This window comes from Streptomyces sp. NPDC004721, from assembly GCF_053601495.1.
The window spans coordinates 42,620-58,510 of the sequence record NZ_JBSGBZ010000049.1 but is presented as its reverse complement, the minus strand read 5'-3'; the positions used below and the strand labels follow the sequence as shown (position 1 = coordinate 58,510).

Sequence of the window (15,891 nt, the reverse complement as noted above, 5' to 3'; positions counted from 1 at the left end):
TCTCTTGCGCAAGGAGAAGGGCAGCAGGAACAGGGACAAGGCCCGGCTGAAGGTCGCCCGCGCGCATGCGCGGGTGGCCGACGCGCGCCGCGAGTTCCACCACCAACTCTCCACGAAGCTGATCCGCGAGAACCAAGCGGTTGCCGTGGAGGACCTGTCGGTGAAGGGCCTCGCCCGCACGCGCCTGGCCAAGTCGATTCACGACGCCGGATGGTCGGCGTTCGTGAGCATGCTGGAGTACAAGGCCGCCCGGTACGGGCGCACCTTCGTCCGCATCGGCCGCTTCGAGCCCACATCTCAGGTGTGTTCGGTGTGCGGTGTGAAGGACGGCCCGAAGCCCCTGCACGTCCGCATCTGGACATGCGGGGCGTGCGGGGCTGTCCTGGACCGGGATGTGAACGCGGCGGTCAACGTCGCCAAGGCGGCCGGACTGGCCGTGTCAGCCTGTGGAGCGCAGGTAAGCCCGGGACTCGTCCCGGCACAGCGCGGCGAAGCAGGAACCCACCCGACACCGCAGCCCTCAACGGCGCGGTAGGCGGGAATCGCCGTCCTTCAGGGCGGCGAGGATGTCAATTCACCCTCGACGGTACCGACCAGGCCACCCACAAAAAGCAGGGCAGCATGATCCGCCGCTACATCATCTGGCGAAACCGTCACGCCGACGACCGGCGCCTACGCTCCGTCGTCGACAGGGCCAACGTCGCCTGACCGTGCAAGAAGGCAGAGAAGATGACCACACAGACCGACCGTGTCGACCACGAGCTGATCCGGGCAGCGGCACACGTCGCGGCCACACGCTGCCGGGGCGACAACCACACCATGGCGGCCGCGGCCCGCGCCCGAGACGGCCGGATCGTCACCGCGGTGAACGCCTATCACTTCACCGGAGGCCCCTGCGCGGAGCTGGTCCTGATCGGCACCGCTGCCGCCCAGGGTGCCTATGACCTGGACACCATCGTCGCCGTGGGTGACCGCGACCGAGGCGTCGTGCCCCCATGTGGCCGCTGCCGTCAGGTCCTTCTTGACTACTTTCCAGCCCTCAAGGTCATCGTCGGGACAAACGACGGCCTCCGGATGGTGCCCGTCACCGACCTGCTTCCCGAAAGCTATATCTGGGCGGACCACCAGCTCGACGCTGAGGCGAGCGCACCATTCAGCACGAGCTGACGCCCCAGGCGATTACAGGGCACACGTTGCCTGATGCGGCACTGGATCCCCTCCTTCATTTGGAATGCCCAGCTGCTAGCGTCCGGCACCATGTGGGCTCAAGAGATCGTGGCCGGCCGACCGGCTTGGCGGCACACCCCTTCCGGAGTGGTCTTCCGGGCTGTTCCCGGCGGGACGTTCCGGATGGGCTTGTCCGACGCGGAACTGGACGCCGTTCGTGCCATCGAGCGGGCCGACGGCGCCGATGACGACCTCGAGGCGTTCTTTGCTGGTGCTGTCCGAACCCGGCCGGTGCGAGAAGTGCGGGTCGAGCCATTCCTGATCGCCCGGCATCCGCTTACGGTGGCGCAAGTACGGCACTGGCTCCCCGAGTACGAGGACAGCTTCGCCGGCTCGGCTTCGAGCACGGCCCGGTTCGAGGACGACGTGGATGACCTGATCGGGACGTTGCCGTTCCGGCTGCCCAGCGAGGCGGAGTGGGAGTATGCGGCCCGGGCAGGCACGACCACTCTGACCTTCCGCGGGGATGGGAGGCCGGACGAGGACCAGGTGCTCGACGACTTTGCCGACGAGGAGCGCACTGCCGCGGCTGAGAACGCCTTCGGGCTGGCGGCGATGGGGTCGGCGAACGAAATCTGCGCTGACGTGTGGATCCCGCATTTCACGGACGCGCCGGTGGACGCACGCCCTCGCACCGGGGACGGACCGCGGGTGGTGCGCGGAGGCGCCGGCGACCTCTATCCGTGGCAGGGCTGCGACGAATGGCTGCTGTTGCTCTCCGCCACCCGCTACGAGTTCCAGGACTTCACCGCGGTCCGTCCGGTTGCACCTGTGCCAACCAGTCAGGCGGCACGCTGAGAACAGAGGCGTGCGGCCATGTCGCCAGTTTGGAAGACCGCGCATGCGGATGGGTGCTGACCTCGCAAGACGGTGAGCCGCACGTTTCCGGGACGCTCACCGGTGTTCCCCGTCGACGAGGTCAACAGTCGTGCCCACAGGCGGCAGCTCCTGGGCGAGGCGCTTCACTCCAGGTCCGCGGCATGCGCTCCCGGTCGTCGCCGGCGACCGGATCAGGCCCAGCCGCCGGGTGAAGGGCCAGCGGCATGAGTGTCGAGCTGCGGCTACAGGGCCCTGCCGTGAGTGGGTCGAGCAAGAGGCGCCTGATGGCCGAAAGGCCAGGTCAGGCGCCTCTTTTCGAGTGTCTAGAAGAAGCCGAGTTTCTTCGGGGAGTACGACACCAGGAGGTTCTTCGTCTGCTGATAGTGGTCCAGCATCATCTTGTGGGTCTCGCGGCCGATTCCGGACTGCTTGTAGCCGCCGAAGGCGGAGTGCGCGGGGTAGGCGTGGTAGCAGTTCGTCCAGACGCGGCCCGCCTGGATGGCGCGGCCCGCGCGGTAGGCGGTGCCGTTGTCCCGGGTCCACACGCCCGCTCCGAGGCCGTACAGCGTGTCGTTCGCGATCTTGATGGCGTCGTCGAAGTCGTCGAAGGACGTCACCGAGACCACCGGACCGAAGATCTCCTCCTGGAAGATTCGCATCCGGTTGTCGCCCTCGAAGATGGTCGGCTGGACGTAATAACCGCCCTTCAACTCGCCGTCGTGCTCGATGCGTTCGCCACCGGTCAGGACGCGTGCGCCCTCCTGCCGGCCGATGTCCAGGTAGGAGAGGATCTTCTCCAGCTGGTCGTTGGACGCCTGGGCGCCGATCATGGTGTCGGTGTCGAGGGGGTGGCCCGTCGTGATGAGCTTGGTGCGGGCGACCGCCGCCTCGACGAACTCGGCGTAGTGACCCCGCTGGATCAGCGCCCGGGACGGGCAGGTGCACACCTCGCCCTGGTTGAGCGCGAACATCGTGAAGCCCTCGAGCGCCTTGTCGCGGAAGTCGTCGTCCGCGGCCGAGACGTCGTCGAAGAAGATGTTCGGCGACTTGCCGCCGAGCTCCAGCGTGACCGGCTTGATGTTCTCGGCGGCGTACTGCATGATCAGCCGCCCCGTCGTCGTCTCGCCCGTGAACGCCACCTTCGCCACCCGCGGGCTGGAGGCGAGCGGCTTGCCCGCCTCCACACCGAAGCCGTTCACGATGTTCAGCACCCCGGGCGGCAGCAGGTCGGAGACCAGGCTCATCCAGTAGTGGATCGAGGCCGGGGTCTGCTCGGCGGGCTTGAGCACCACCGCGTTGCCCGCCGCGAGCGCGGGCGCCAGCTTCCAGGTCGCCATGAGGATCGGGAAGTTCCACGGGATGATCTGCGCGACCACCCCGAGCGGCTCGTGGAAGTGGTACGCCACCGTGTCGTTGTCGATCTCCCCGAGCGACCCTTCCTGCGCCCTGATGGCGCCCGCGAAGTAGCGGAAGTGGTCGATGGCCAGCGGGATGTCGGCCGCCAGTGTCTCGCGGACCGGCTTGCCGTTCTCCCAGCTCTCGGCGACCGCCAGGGATTCGAGGTTGGCCTCCATACGGTCGGCGATCTTCAGCAGGATGTCGGAGCGTTCGGTCACGGACGTGCTGCCCCAGCCCGGGGCGGCCGCGTGGGCCGCGTCCAGTGCACGCTCGACGTCCTCCGCCGTTCCGCGCGCGACCTCCGTGAACGGCTGCCCGTTCACCGGCGAGGGGTTCTCGAAGTACTGTCCGCGGGCCGGCGGCACGTACTCGCCGCCGATGAAGTGGTCGTAGCGCGTCTGGTAGGAGACGATCGCGCCCTCGGTGCCGGGCGCCGCGTAACGGGTCATCCTGGTCTGCCTCCCTCAGCAGCGCTGCCCGCCGTTGGGCAGCTCTTGGCGCGAGGCTAGACATGCCGACGTTGCAAGGACGTTGCGGCGCGGGCCACCGCGGGCCCTTGCCGGGCCGGAGACGTCAGCGGGGTGCCGTACGGGACCAGCCGGGCGGCGCCGCCAGCTCCGCCTCCAGCGCGGCGAGCCGGGCCCGGGCCGTCGCGGTCGGCAGCACGGCGACGAGGGCCCGCCACACGTCCAGGTCGTCCTCGCCCCACGGCGCGTGCGCCCAGTCGGCCAGCAGGTCGGGGTCGCGACGCGCGATCAGCGCGCTCCGCATTCCGTCGGCGAGACGCTGCCGCAGCCGCACCACGGAGGGAGCCTGCGAGCCGGGCAGCAGCGGACCGGAGTACGCCGCAGCGGCCGCCGCGACCGCTCCCGTCTCCAACCGGTGCTGGACGACCGCCACGTCCGAGCCGACCGGAACGGCCAGCCGGTACGGGCGCGAGGAGAGCAGCCCCGGACCGAGCACCCTGCGCAGCCGGGCCAGTTCGGCCCGCAGTGTCACCGGCGTCACCGACTCGTCCTCGTACAGCGCGCACAGCAGCTCGTCCCCGGTCAGACCCTCCGGGTGACGGGCCAGGAGCACCAGGATCTCGCTGTGCCGACGGCTCAGCCGGACACCGCGACCGCCGACCACCAGCCGGGCCTCGTCCCGGCCGAGCGCGGTCAGCTCGGCAGCCTCGGCGGCGGGCCGGCGTGGGGCGAGCAGCGCCAGTTCGGACTCGGCGGCCCGCGCCACCGCCCGCACGAAACCGAGGCTGTGCGGGTGGGCGAGCCCGTCCCCACCGGTGATGTCCACCGCACCGAGCACCTGTCCCGTGCGCGGATCGTGCACCGGGGCCGCCGCGCACGTCCAGGGCTGGACGCGCCGGATGAAGTGCTCGGCCGCGAAGACCTGCACCGGGCGGTCCAGGGCGACCGCCGTGCCCGGCGCGTTCGTCCCGACGGCGGACTCCGACCAGCGCGCGCCCGGCACGAAGTTCATCCGGTCCGCCTTGCGTCGCGTCTCCGGATGCCCCTCCACCCACAGCAGTCTGCCGTGCGCGTCGCACACCGCGAGCAGATGCTCCCCGTCGGCGGCGAACGTGCCCAGCAGCTCCCGGAACAGTGGCATCACCCGCGCCAGCGGATGCTCCGCCCGGTAGGTGCCGAGGTCGCTGTCGGCGAGTTCCACGCTCGCGGTGCCGTCCGGCCCGACACCCGCCCGCGCGGACCGCCGCCACGAGTCGGCCACCACCGGACGCACCGGGCGCGGCACCGCGCCCACCGCGGTGAACGTCTCGTGCGCCCTGCGCAGGGCCACAACACGCTCGGCAGGGTCGGCTCCCGGCTCCAGGGCCACCCACGGATCGGTCAACGCGGCCTCCCCGGACGGCGATGCGGCTGGGGACATCGTCACTCCCGGCGCGCGCCCGGACAACCTCTTCGCCCGGGCTCGCCGTCAGGCGAGGTTCACCAGCCTGATGTAACGTACCCAGTCCCAGTTGGGCCCGGGATCGGTGTGGTCCGTGCCCGGTACTTCATAGTGCCCGATGATGTGCGCGCGGTCCTTGGGGATGCGGTGTCTGTCGCAGATCGCCGCGGTGAGTCTGGCCGACTTCTTGTACAGGGCGTTGGTGAAGTAGGCGGGCTTGGTCACCCAGCCCTCGTGCTCGATGCCGATGCTGCGCGTGTTGTAGTCCCAGTTCCCTGCGTGCCAGGCGACGTCCGACTCGAGGACGCACTGCGCGACGTGTCCGTCGGCGGACCGGACGACATAGTGCGCGGACACCTCCTTCTTCGGGTTCTGGAAGATCGCCAGAGTGCTGGCATAGGTCTCCTGGGTGACGTGGATGACCACCCGGTCCACTGAGTAGCTCATGGGCCGGCTGGAAACCGAGAAGTTGGAGTTGCTCGCCGGCTGCCACTCGGCTTCCGGGTAGTCCACTGCCTGGGGTCGCGCGCCGGCCTGCGCGGCGGGAAGCAGCGCGTAGGGGACGGCGGCCAGAGCGGCGCCCTTGAGCAGGTGTCGTCGGCTGGGGAGAGATCGAGCCCGTTCCATGGGCGGTGGCCTTTCTGTGGGGGGAGTGGCGGTGCGAGTGTCCGTGGGGAAGTGGGGGAGGTGGGGCGGGAGCCCGGTGGGTGGGGAAGTGGTGCGGCCCGCGGTGAGTCTCGCTCACCGACGGCCGCTCCTTGCGGAGCTTGGCCACGCACGCGGAGTCGGTGTCACACGGATCGGTCAACGGGGAGTCGTCGGCCCGGGTGGCCGACGGGCCGGGGCGGCCGGGGTCCGGCCCGCCGAACCCGCGGTCGCGCACGAGTCACTTCAACGCAGCGACCCGGGATATCCCGAACGCGTCCACCGGCCGGCGTGCCTCGTCGGCGGACAGGACGTGCGTGTCCGGAACAGCTCCTGTTGCCCCCGTCATGTGAACCCCTTCGTCCACCTGAGATCCGCGGTCGATCCGACTCGACGGCGGCACCTCGCGTGAATCACGTTACGGGGCTAGCGGGTTGGGCAGAGGAGTCCGGCGGGGTTCGGTGGACTCCCGAGGAAATGTGGAAAACTCCGCCACTCGATCGGGTGAAGTGGGCCTGCGATCAGGCGCGTTCGGCCACCGCCGCCGGGTCGTCGAGGACGGCACGTACCACCGCGTGCGCGGCACCCAGCAGCGGCCCCTCGGGGCCCAGCCGGGACACGGACACCGGACAGGCGGGCCCCGCGGTTCGGCTCGCCAACTCGGCCTCCAGGGAGGGAAGCAGCCAGGGCGCGAGTGCGGCCAGGGCCCCGCCCAGCACGACGCTCCGCGGGTCGAGCAGATTGACGGCCCCGGTCAGCGCGACGCCCAGTGCCCTGCCTGCGTCGCGCAGGGCCCGCCGTACGTCCTCGTCGCCCTCGGCGGCGCGGGTGGCGAGCAGCCCGACCCGGCCTTCGCCCGGCTCCAGGCCGGCCGCCCGCAGCACGGCTTCCTCCCCCGCGTACTGCTCCAGGCAGCCGCGGCCGCCGCACGGGCATGCGGGCCCCTCCGGTTCGACCGGCACATGCCCCAGCTCGCCCGCGAAACCGCGCGTCCCGCGCAGCAGCCGCCCGTCGACCACCACGGCGGCACCGATGCCGATCTCCGCCGACACGTGCAGGAAGTCACGTGGAGTGTCCTCGCCGAGCCAGAGTTCCGCGAGTCCGCCGAAGTTCGCCTCGTTGTCCACCGTCAGGGGCAGGCCGGGCGGCAGCAGGGCGCCGAGGTCGGTGTCGTTCCAGTCGAGGTTGGGAGCCCGCACGACCGTACGGCCGTCCCGTGCGATCAGTCCGGGCACCGCGACCGAGAGCCCCGCGGGCCACAGGTCCTGCCGCTCCGCCTCGGCGACGACCTGTCGTATCAGCGCGGTGAGTTCGCTCGTCACCGGTTCGGGGGAGCGGCCCCGGTTGGTTCCGTGGCGTACCGCCCGTGCCCGCACCTGGCCGCGCAGATCGACCACGCAGGCCGCGAGGTGGTCGACCCCGACCTCCGCGCCGACCCCGGCGGGGCCGTGCCCGCTGACGGCCAGCGCCGAACCGGGGCGGCCGACCCTGCCGGGCCGCTCGGGTCCCAGTTCTTCCAGCAGTCCGGTCCGGACCAGTTCGTCGACGAGGGTCGACACCGCGGCACGGGTCAGTCCGATGCGTGAGGCGACCGCCGCCCGCGACAGCGGCCCCTCGGCGCGGACGGTGTGCATGACCCGTGCGAGGTTGCGGCGGCGCATGCCCCGCTGGGTGTCGGGCAGCGCGCGCCCCGTACCGGCCGGGCGGGCCTCGTGCAGCGGTGCGGTCATGCCTCCGTCGTCCTTGGTCGGTGTCCGCCGGCTTCGCGCCGAACGGGTGCGATGCGGGCGGACGGCCGTCGGACGGCCGTCCGCCAGCAGGTGCCCGTCAGGGGGTCCGCGTCCCGCGCGCCAGCAGCGGCGCCGCATCGGAGAGTACCTCGGAGATCCTGTTCAAGGTCGCCTCGTCGCGTTCCACCGCGTCCAGCACCGGGCCGTCGGCTGTCCGCCAGCGGCGGGCGACCGCGGCCGGGTCCTCGCCGGTGAGCAGCCCCGCTGCCTGGGCCGCGGCGCCCAGCGCGACCAGCTCTCGGGCCTCGGGGATCTGTACGGGCCGCCCGGACAGGCGCCGTACGGTCTGCTGCCAGGCCGTGCCCCGGGCGCCGCCGCCGATCAGCAGCAGCGGGGTGGTGCGGTCGGCGTCCTGGTCGAGCACCAGGTCCAGGGCGCCGAGCAGGGCGTGCACGGCTCCGTCGTAGGCGGCCTGCAGCAGCTGTCCGGCCGTGGTGTCGTGGCGCAGCCCGTGCAGCAGCCCGGAGGCGTTCGGCAGGTTCGGGGTGCGTTCGCCGTCCAAGTAGGGGAGCAGGGTGACGGACGTGCCGGGTTCCACGGCCTCGCGGTCCAGGCCGAGCAGGGCGGCGACCCGGTCGACGGCGAGCGTGCAGTTGAGGGTGCAGGCCAGCGGCAGCCAGTCACCACGCGCGTCGGCGAAACCCGCCACCGTTCCCGACGGGTCGGCGGTCCGGTGGCGCGACACCGCGTACACCGTGCCGGAGGTGCCGAGACTCAGCACCGGGGTTCCCGGCCGCAGCCCGAGGCCCAGGGCGGCGGCGGCGTTGTCACCGGTGCCGGCCGCCACCAACGTGCCCTTGGAGAACGGCAGGTCGTGGCTGTCGCGCACGGTTCCCGCCACCTCGCCGGGGCGCACCACCCGGGGCAGCAGCGCCGGATCGAGCCCCACATGGGCGAGGATCTCCTCGTCGTAGGCCTCGGTCGTGGACGCCCACCAGCCCGTACCCGAGGCGTCTCCCCGGTCGGTCGTGCCCTCGCCCGTCAGATGCTGGGTGAGGTAGTCGTGTGGCAGGCGCACCGCCGCCGTCGACCGCGCCGCCTCCGGCTCGTGCTCGGCCAGCCAGGCCCACTTCGTGACCGTGAAGGAGGCTCCCGGCACGCTGCCCGTACGCTCCGCCCAGGCCTTCGGACCGCCCAGTTCCTCGACGAGACGGCGGGCCTGCGGGGCCGAGCGCACATCGTTCCACAGCAGGGCCGGCCGCACCGGGGCGCCCTGCGCGTCCAGGGTCACGAGTCCGTGCTGCTGGCCGGCGATCGACACGGCGGCGGCTTCGTGGGCCGCCTCACCGCACTGGTGCAGCGCCTCGCACAGCGCGTCCCACCACTGGCGCGGATCGCTCTCGCGGCCGTCACCGGACGAGACGGTGTGCGGCGCCTGGCCGCTCGCCACGACCTGCCCGGTGGCCGCGTCGACGACGAGCACCTTGGTGGACTGCGTGGACGAGTCCACACCGACGACGAGCGGACCCTCGGCTGCTGACATCGGCTCTCCCTCTTTCCGCGGCTCGCGGGATCTGACCTGCGGTTCTCATGGTGTACACGGCCCGGCGACGCGGGTGCCGTCCCGGTCGGGGCCCTCTGTTCCCTTCCCAGGGATGCGTCGGCATACTAATTTGTAAATCGCCATGACGAAATAGTCGCAAGCGAGCAAGGAGCCGCGGCATGAGCTACCAGCCCACCCCCGAGGACAGGTTCACCTTCGGCCTGTGGACCGTCGGCTGGCAGGGACGGGACCCGTTCGGCGACGCCACGCGCCGCGCCCTCGACCCGGTCGAGTCGGTGCAGCGCCTGGCCGAACTCGGCGCACACGGCGTGACCTTCCACGACGACGACCTGATCCCCTTCGGGGCCTCCGACACCGAGCGCGAGTCGCACATCAAGCGCTTCCGGCAGGCTCTCGACGCGACCGGCATGACCGTGCCGATGGCCACCACGAACCTCTTCACCCACCCCGTCTTCAAGGACGGCGCGTTCACGGCCAACGACCGCGACGTGCGCCGGTACGCGCTGCGCAAGACGATCCGCAACATCGACCTGGCCGTCGAACTGGGCGCGAAGACGTACGTGGCCTGGGGCGGCCGCGAGGGCGCCGAGTCGGGTGCCGCCAAGGACGTGCGGGCCGCTCTGGACCGCATGAAGGAGGCATTCGACCTCCTCGGCGAGTACGTCACCTCCCAGGGTTACGACATCCGCTTCGCCATCGAGCCCAAGCCGAACGAGCCGCGCGGCGACATCCTGCTGCCCACCGTCGGCCACGCGCTCGCGTTCATCGAGCGCCTGGAGCGCCCCGAGCTGTACGGCGTCAACCCCGAGGTCGGCCACGAGCAGATGGCCGGGCTCAACTTCCCGCACGGCATCGCCCAGGCGCTGTGGGCGGGCAAGCTCTTCCACATCGACCTCAACGGCCAGTCCGGCATCAAGTACGACCAGGACCTGCGCTTCGGCGCCGGTGACCTGCGTGCCGCCTTCTGGCTGGTCGACCTGCTGGAGAGCGCCGGCTACGCGGGCCCGCGCCACTTCGACTTCAAGCCGCCGCGGACCGAGGACCTGGACGGCGTGTGGGCGTCGGCCGCGGGCTGCATGCGCAACTACCTCATCCTCAAGGAGCGTTCGGCCGCCTTCCGGGCCGACCCGGAGGTCCAGGAGGCCCTGCGCGCCGCCCGGCTCGACCAGCTGGCGCAGCCCACGGCGGCGGACGGCCTGGAGGCGCTGCTCGCGGACCGCTCGGCCTTCGAGGACTTCGATGTCGAGGCGGCCGCCGCGCGCGGGATGGCCTTCGAGCGGCTCGACCAGCTCGCGATGGACCACCTGCTGGGGGCGCGCGGCTGACACGGAGGTGTCCGGCTCCCGGGGCACGCGCGCGTGCGTGCCCCGGAGGGTCGTACGCGCGTGCGTGCCGAGGGGTCCGCACGCGCGTGCGTGCCGTGGACGCCTCGGGCGGCACGCCGTCCGTCCGCCCGTGACCGGTCCCGCGTGGAATGCCGCGGAACCATGCGATCCATGGCATGGGTTCGTATCGACTTCCGCGCGGGGCCCGCGCGTTGTCCGGCCGACGGCGACGATGGGCGCCATGTCCATCCCGCCCGTACCGTCTCGGCCGCCCGGGCCGCCGAGGCGCAGGAACCCGCTCTTCCTCCTCCTCACCGTGCCGGCCGCCGCCGGTGCGGTCGCCTTGGTGCTGGTGCTCGCTTCCTCGGGGAGCGGCTCACGGGACGAGCACCCGCCCACGGGCAGCAGCTCGCGTACGAGCCCGTCACCTGCCACGAGCCCGTCACCCGCCCCGACCCTCAGCCTCCCCACCGAGCTGCCGACCCGGCTCCCCAGCTCCCTGCCCTCCGGCTTCCCTAGCGGTCTGCCGAGCGAGATCCCCAGTGATCTCCAATCGCTGCTTCCCTGACCGGACGGCGGCGGCCCGCTGCCACGGCCGGCCGGACCGGGCGGGGCAGCCGGACGCGTATCGGACCGGACAGGGCTGCCGTACGCAGATTCACCCGGCCCGGCTACTCCTCCCAGCCCTCGGCACGGGCCGTCACGGCCAGCGCCGTCGCCGGGTCCTGGGCGGGTGACCCGGCGGGCACCCAGTGGCCCTGCCACTTCCGGTAGGGCCACCAGCGGCCGTCACGTCCCAGGCGGAACTGGCGGTCCTCCCCGTCGACGGTCCAGCGGTTGTTCTCGGCCCGCAGCGATGGCCTCTCGTCCTCCTCCCACGCCGACTGCACAGCGACGCACGCGCGTGCGTGGTCGTCGCCGGCCGGCGCCCACTCCTCCTCCAGCACGGACAGGCCCGCAACGCCTCCCAGCCGAAAGGCGAGCACGGCTCGTGCCAGCTCCTCCTTGCTGCGGCCCGAGCCTTCGGCCAGCCGGTCCAGCACGGTACTGTCGGTGACGCCCGCGGCCAGGCGTACGGCGTCCTGGGCGACGGTCGGCTCCGGGACCGGCGAGTGCGCCGCCGTCCCGGCGCTCAGCGTCTCGCCGAGCCACTGGTGCGCCGCCGCCGCCGTCCGCGCGGCCAGGATCTCCAGCGCGGTGGGATCGACCCCCGGCGCCGGCGGGGCCCCGGTGTCCAGGGTGGGCGGCAGGCCCGGCTCCGCGGGCAGCTCCGGCAGGGGCGGCAGCTCAGGCAGCGCGTACCCCGCCGCGTACGCCTCCGCGGCGTCCACACCGTCCGGCTCCGACGGCCCTTCGTCGCCTGCCGTGTCACGGCCTTGGAGGTCGGCGGACAGGAGTCGCTCAGCGCGGCCGCGCATCAGCAGCAGCACGAACGGATCCTCGTCCAGCAGCCGCGCCACCACGTGGCACAACGCCGCGGTGTGCCCGCAGTGGTCCCAGGCGCCGCAGTCGCACTCGGGTTCCAGATCCCCGATCCCGGGCAGCAGTTCGATCCCCGCGGCCGCGGCGTCCTCGGCGAGGGATGGTGGCAGGTCGCGGTCGAGCAGCGCCGCCAGGTGCCCGGACCGTTCGACGACGACATCCAGGAACCGGTCCCACTCGGCGTCGGACAGTTCCTCCAGCAGCACGTCCGCGCGGTGCGCCGTACGATCGCGGTCGTGCACCACGGCCGTAATGCGGCCCGGGCGCACCGAGACCGCGCCCACCGCGCCGTCGCGGGCGAGCCTGCGGCCGGTCTTCACCTGCTGGCCGTCCAGGGCCGTGTCCTCGAGCGCCTTCAGCCAGGCCTGGCCCCACCACGTGCGGGCGAAACCCCGCCCCCGTGCGGGCGGCAGCGCGGCGAACGTGCGCTCCTGGTCGGCACGGTGCTCCGTCATCGCGATCCTCCTCGCAGCTCCACCAGGTCGGAGAGCTCCGCGTCCGTCAGTTCGGTGAGCGCCCTCTCGCCCGTCCCCAGTACCGCGTCGGCCAGGTCCCGCTTGCGGTGCAGTAGTTCGGCGATACGGTCCTCGATCGTTCCCTCGGCGATGAGCCGGTGCACCTGCACGGGCCGGTTCTGCCCGATGCGGTACGCCCGGTCGGTGGCCTGCGCCTCGACAGCGGGGTTCCACCAGCGGTCGTAGTGCACGACGTGCTCCGCGCGCGTGAGGTTGAGTCCGGTGCCCGCCGCCTTCAACGACAGCAGGAAAACGGGTACTTCTCCGGCCTGGAAGCGCCGGACCATGGCCTCCCGCTCGGCGACGGGTGTCCCGCCGTGCAGGAACTGCGACCGCACACCGCGTGCGGCCAGATGCCGCTCGATCAGGCGCGCCATCCGCACGTACTGGGTGAACACCAGGACGCTCGCCCCCTCGGCGAGGATGGTGCCGAGCAGCTCGTCCAGCAGTTCCAGTTTCCCGGACCGGCCGGCGATCCTCGGCCGGTCCTCCTTGAGGAACTGCGCCGGATGGTTGCAGATCTGCTTCAGACCGGTCAGCAGCTTCACGATCAGCCCTCGGCGCGCCATGTCGTCGGCGCCGGAGATCGCCGCGAGCGTCTCGCGGACCAGGGCCTCGTACAGGCCCGTCTGTTCCACGGTGAGCGACACCGCGCGGTCGGTCTCGGTCTTCGGCGGCAGTTCGGGCACGATCCCCGGGTCGGACTTGCGGCGCCGCAGCAGGAACGGGCCGACGAGCCGGGCGAGGCGCTCGGCGGCGGCCGGGTCCCGGCCGCTCTCGATGGCAGCCGCGTAGCGGGTGCGGAAGGTGCCGAGCCGACCCAGCAGTCCGGGCGTCGCCCAGTCGAGGATCGCCCACAGTTCGGACAGGTTGTTCTCCACGGGGGTGCCGGTGAGTGCCACGCGTGCGCGTGCGCCGATGGAGCGAAGCCGCCGGGCCGTCGCCGAGTAGGGGTTCTTCACGTGCTGGGCCTCGTCCGCCACGACCATGCCCCACGCCACCTCGGCCAGGCGCGGCGCGTCCAGGCGCATGGTGCCGTACGTGGTGAGGACGAACTCGCCGTCACCCAGGGCCTCCAGATCGCGCCGGGAGCCGTGGAAGCGCCGTACGGGCGTGCCGGGCGCGAACTTCTCGATCTCCCGCTGCCAGTTGCCCATCAGCGACGCGGGGCACACCACGAGGGTCGGTCCGGCGGACGCCGGGTCGCTCTGGCGGTGCAGATGCAGCGCGATCAGCGTGATCGTCTTGCCGAGCCCCATGTCGTCGGCCAGGCAGCAGCCCAGTCCCAGGGACGTCATCCGGACCAGCCAGTCGAGCCCGCGCAGCTGGTAGTCGCGCAGGCGGGCGGCGAGCGCGGCCGGCTGCCCGACCGGTTCCCCGGCCTCAGGGTCCGCCAGCCGGTCCCGCAGGGCCGCCAGCCATCCCGTGGGGCGGACCTCGACCTGGCGGCCGTCGACCTCCGCCGAGCCGGTCAGGGCGGCGCCCAGCGCTTCCACGGGGCTGATCTTCCGGTCCTGTCGGTCCCGGGCGCGGCGCAACTCGGCAGGGTCGACGAGGATCCACTGGTCGCGCAGCCGCACGAGGGGTCGGTTGGCCTCCGCGAGGCGGTCCAGCTCCTCGCGTGTGAGCCGTTGGCCGCCCAGTGCGAACCACCAGTCGAAGGTGACCAGGGCGTCCGCGGACAGGGCCGTTCGGGGATCCGGCAGTGTGCCGCCGGTGCTGCCGGAGCCGCCGTCCCCGTCCACGGGTCCGACCGTGAGACCGGAGACCAGTCCGCGGGCCGGCTGCGCGGGCCAGTGTACGTCCACCCCTGCGGCGGCCAGGGTCCGGGCGCCCTCGCCGAGGAGTTCGGCGACCTCCTCGGAGACGAGTTCGACGGCGTCCGGCACGGATGCCGACAGCAGCGGCGTCAGCGCCGGCCACGAACGGGCCGCGCGGCGCAGGGCGAGCAGGACGTCCGTCCGCACCCCGGGGCCGAACGCCTGGCCCGTGCGGCCCGATCCGGCCCACACGTCGGCGGCGTCGGCGACCTGCGCGGGATCGTCGACGTCGTGCACCTGAAGCACCGCGCGGAACCGCGGCTCGGCGCCGTGCCGCCCGGCGGACTCGAGCCCAAGCACCTCGACACGCAGCGAGATCCTCGCGCCCGCGTCGTGACCCGCGGCGACGTCGGCGGTCCACGCCCTCAACTCCGGAACGCGCCGCGGTTCCCTGGCGGTGTAGGCAGGGCCACCCGTGAGGAGGGGCGCGGCAGGGGAGCGGGGCAGTGTGTCGGCCACCGCGTCCAGGAAGCCGCGCAGCAGACGCTCGGGGTCGGGCAGTCGCGGCCGCTCGGTGCGGTCGAGGGGGACGGCGTGCGCCTCGGGCGGCATCGAGGCGGCCAGCGCCCGGATGTGCTCGGCGTCTCGGCCGTGCAGTGGTGCCGCGCGCCAGGCGTCGTGATCGCCGGCGGAGAGGCCGGGCAGCAGCAGGCCCCGTGCCACGAGGTGCAGGCCCAGGACGGAGGCCGCGCCCCAGAACATGGTGGCCCGGTGCCCGTGTCCGGTGACACGCGCGTGCGTGAGGACCGGCAGGGCCGTACGCACGGGAAGCAGGACGGCCGGCACGGTCACCGCCTCCACACCACCGCTGAGGGGGAGGACGACGGTCACCTCTTCGACGGGTGCCGGGACCGCGGCCGGCGGAGTACGGCCGTCGGGGTGCCAGAAGGCGACCCGGCCCGCGCGGGCGGGGTCCGAGGGTACGAACACCGCACAGTAGCGGGCCAGTTCGGAGATCTCGGATGGTGATGCCGCGGGAGTTCTCTGCACAGCCAAGCCGATTCCTCAAATTTGACTACTTGGAGTTGGGTCGCCGAGGGTACAGCACAGCGGCGGCCTACCGGGAACGATTGGTGCGGTGGTTTCGGCCACTGGAAGGACGGGTGGTCCCAGGGCGCAGCGGACCGGGGCGTCGCGCGGGGCCGAGGAGAGCGGGCCCCGCACGACCAGTAGGGGTGCGCCTCAGGGACGTCTCAGGGTCGCGGTCCGGAACCGCCGGGAGCGCGGGCCCGTTCTCACGACAGAGAGCGGCAGTGGCCGCGAAGGAGGCGACAGATGTCGAAGAACGCGAAGATCGCCGCAGGAGGAGTGGCGGTCGGACTCATCCTGCTGATCTGGCTGCCCTGGTGGGCCGCCGTCCTGATAGTGCTCGGAGTCCCGGCCGCCGCGTACCTCGCCCTGGACCCCTCGCAGCGACGCCGGCTGCGCCGCGTCACCCGCAAGGAGCTCGGCCGCTGA

General features: G+C 72.3%; 12 protein-coding genes and 1 pseudogene. 6 read left to right on the top strand and 7 right to left on the bottom strand.

The features are described 5' to 3' along the window. The 4 genes and pseudogenes from ACWEK3_RS32580 to ACWEK3_RS32565 all read left to right on the top strand — a co-directional run. Positions 1-535 (top strand): RNA-guided endonuclease TnpB family protein (locus ACWEK3_RS32580; RefSeq protein ID WP_450542895.1); only part of this gene is annotated, 535 nt, incomplete at its 5' end. Between the two features lie 38 nt (positions 536-573). Further along, positions 574-708: pseudogene (locus ACWEK3_RS32575) on the top strand (transposase); the annotation flags it as partial. 21 nt (positions 709-729) lie between these two features. Next, entirely contained in the window at positions 730-1,167 is a 438-nt protein-coding gene (locus ACWEK3_RS32570) for a cytidine deaminase (RefSeq protein WP_450542894.1), read from the top strand. 183 nt (positions 1,168-1,350) lie between these two features. Continuing rightward, complete coding sequence (locus tag ACWEK3_RS32565) at positions 1,351-2,025, top strand: formylglycine-generating enzyme family protein (RefSeq protein WP_450542892.1); 675 nt, start codon at positions 1,351-1,353, stop codon at positions 2,023-2,025. A 344-nt stretch (positions 2,026-2,369) separates the two neighbouring features. Here the strand turns inward: ACWEK3_RS32565 and exaC are convergent, their stop codons facing one another. From exaC to xylB, 5 genes are all read right to left on the bottom strand, one after another. Beyond that, complete coding sequence (gene exaC, locus ACWEK3_RS32560; RefSeq protein WP_361420180.1) at positions 2,370-3,893, bottom strand: acetaldehyde dehydrogenase ExaC; 1,524 nt, start codon at positions 3,891-3,893, stop codon at positions 2,370-2,372. Between the two features lie 124 nt (positions 3,894-4,017). Then, entirely contained in the window at positions 4,018-5,331 is a 1,314-nt protein-coding gene (locus ACWEK3_RS32555; RefSeq protein WP_453251269.1) for a GAF domain-containing protein, read from the bottom strand. A gap of 48 nt (positions 5,332-5,379) precedes the next feature. Next, positions 5,380-5,979: an N-acetylmuramoyl-L-alanine amidase gene (locus tag ACWEK3_RS32550; protein WP_450542888.1), complete on the bottom strand. Its 600-nt coding sequence runs from the start codon at positions 5,977-5,979 to the stop codon at positions 5,380-5,382. A 539-nt stretch (positions 5,980-6,518) separates the two neighbouring features. After that, positions 6,519-7,727 carry an ROK family protein gene (locus ACWEK3_RS32545; protein ID WP_450542886.1) on the bottom strand — a complete coding sequence of 403 codons (1,209 nt, stop codon included), beginning with the start codon at positions 7,725-7,727 and terminating at the stop codon, positions 6,519-6,521. Between the two features lie 97 nt (positions 7,728-7,824). Then, positions 7,825-9,270 carry a xylulokinase gene (xylB, locus tag ACWEK3_RS32540; RefSeq protein ID WP_450542884.1) on the bottom strand — a complete coding sequence of 482 codons (1,446 nt, stop codon included), beginning with the start codon at positions 9,268-9,270 and terminating at the stop codon, positions 7,825-7,827. Between the two features lie 179 nt (positions 9,271-9,449). Here xylB and xylA point away from each other — a divergent pair, with 179 nt between their 5' ends. Then, a complete protein-coding gene (gene xylA, locus ACWEK3_RS32535) occupies positions 9,450-10,616 on the top strand; it encodes a xylose isomerase (protein ID WP_390873307.1) in 1,167 nt (388 codons plus the stop codon). 671 nt (positions 10,617-11,287) lie between these two features. On the opposite strand, the gene ACWEK3_RS32530 is transcribed toward xylA, so the two are convergent. After that, positions 11,288-12,553 carry an SWIM zinc finger family protein gene (locus tag ACWEK3_RS32530; RefSeq protein ID WP_453251268.1) on the bottom strand — a complete coding sequence of 422 codons (1,266 nt, stop codon included), beginning with the start codon at positions 12,551-12,553 and terminating at the stop codon, positions 11,288-11,290. Next, positions 12,550-15,423, bottom strand: coding sequence for a DEAD/DEAH box helicase (locus tag ACWEK3_RS32525; protein WP_453251270.1), 2,874 nt, complete (start codon positions 15,421-15,423; stop codon positions 12,550-12,552). The genes ACWEK3_RS32530 and ACWEK3_RS32525 overlap by 4 nt, the downstream gene beginning before the upstream one ends. 285 nt (positions 15,424-15,708) lie before the next feature. On the opposite strand from ACWEK3_RS32525, the gene ACWEK3_RS32520 reads away from it, so the two are divergent. Continuing rightward, positions 15,709-15,891 (top strand): hypothetical protein, encoded by a 183-nt coding sequence (locus ACWEK3_RS32520; RefSeq protein WP_141363527.1) that lies wholly within the window; start codon positions 15,709-15,711, stop codon positions 15,889-15,891.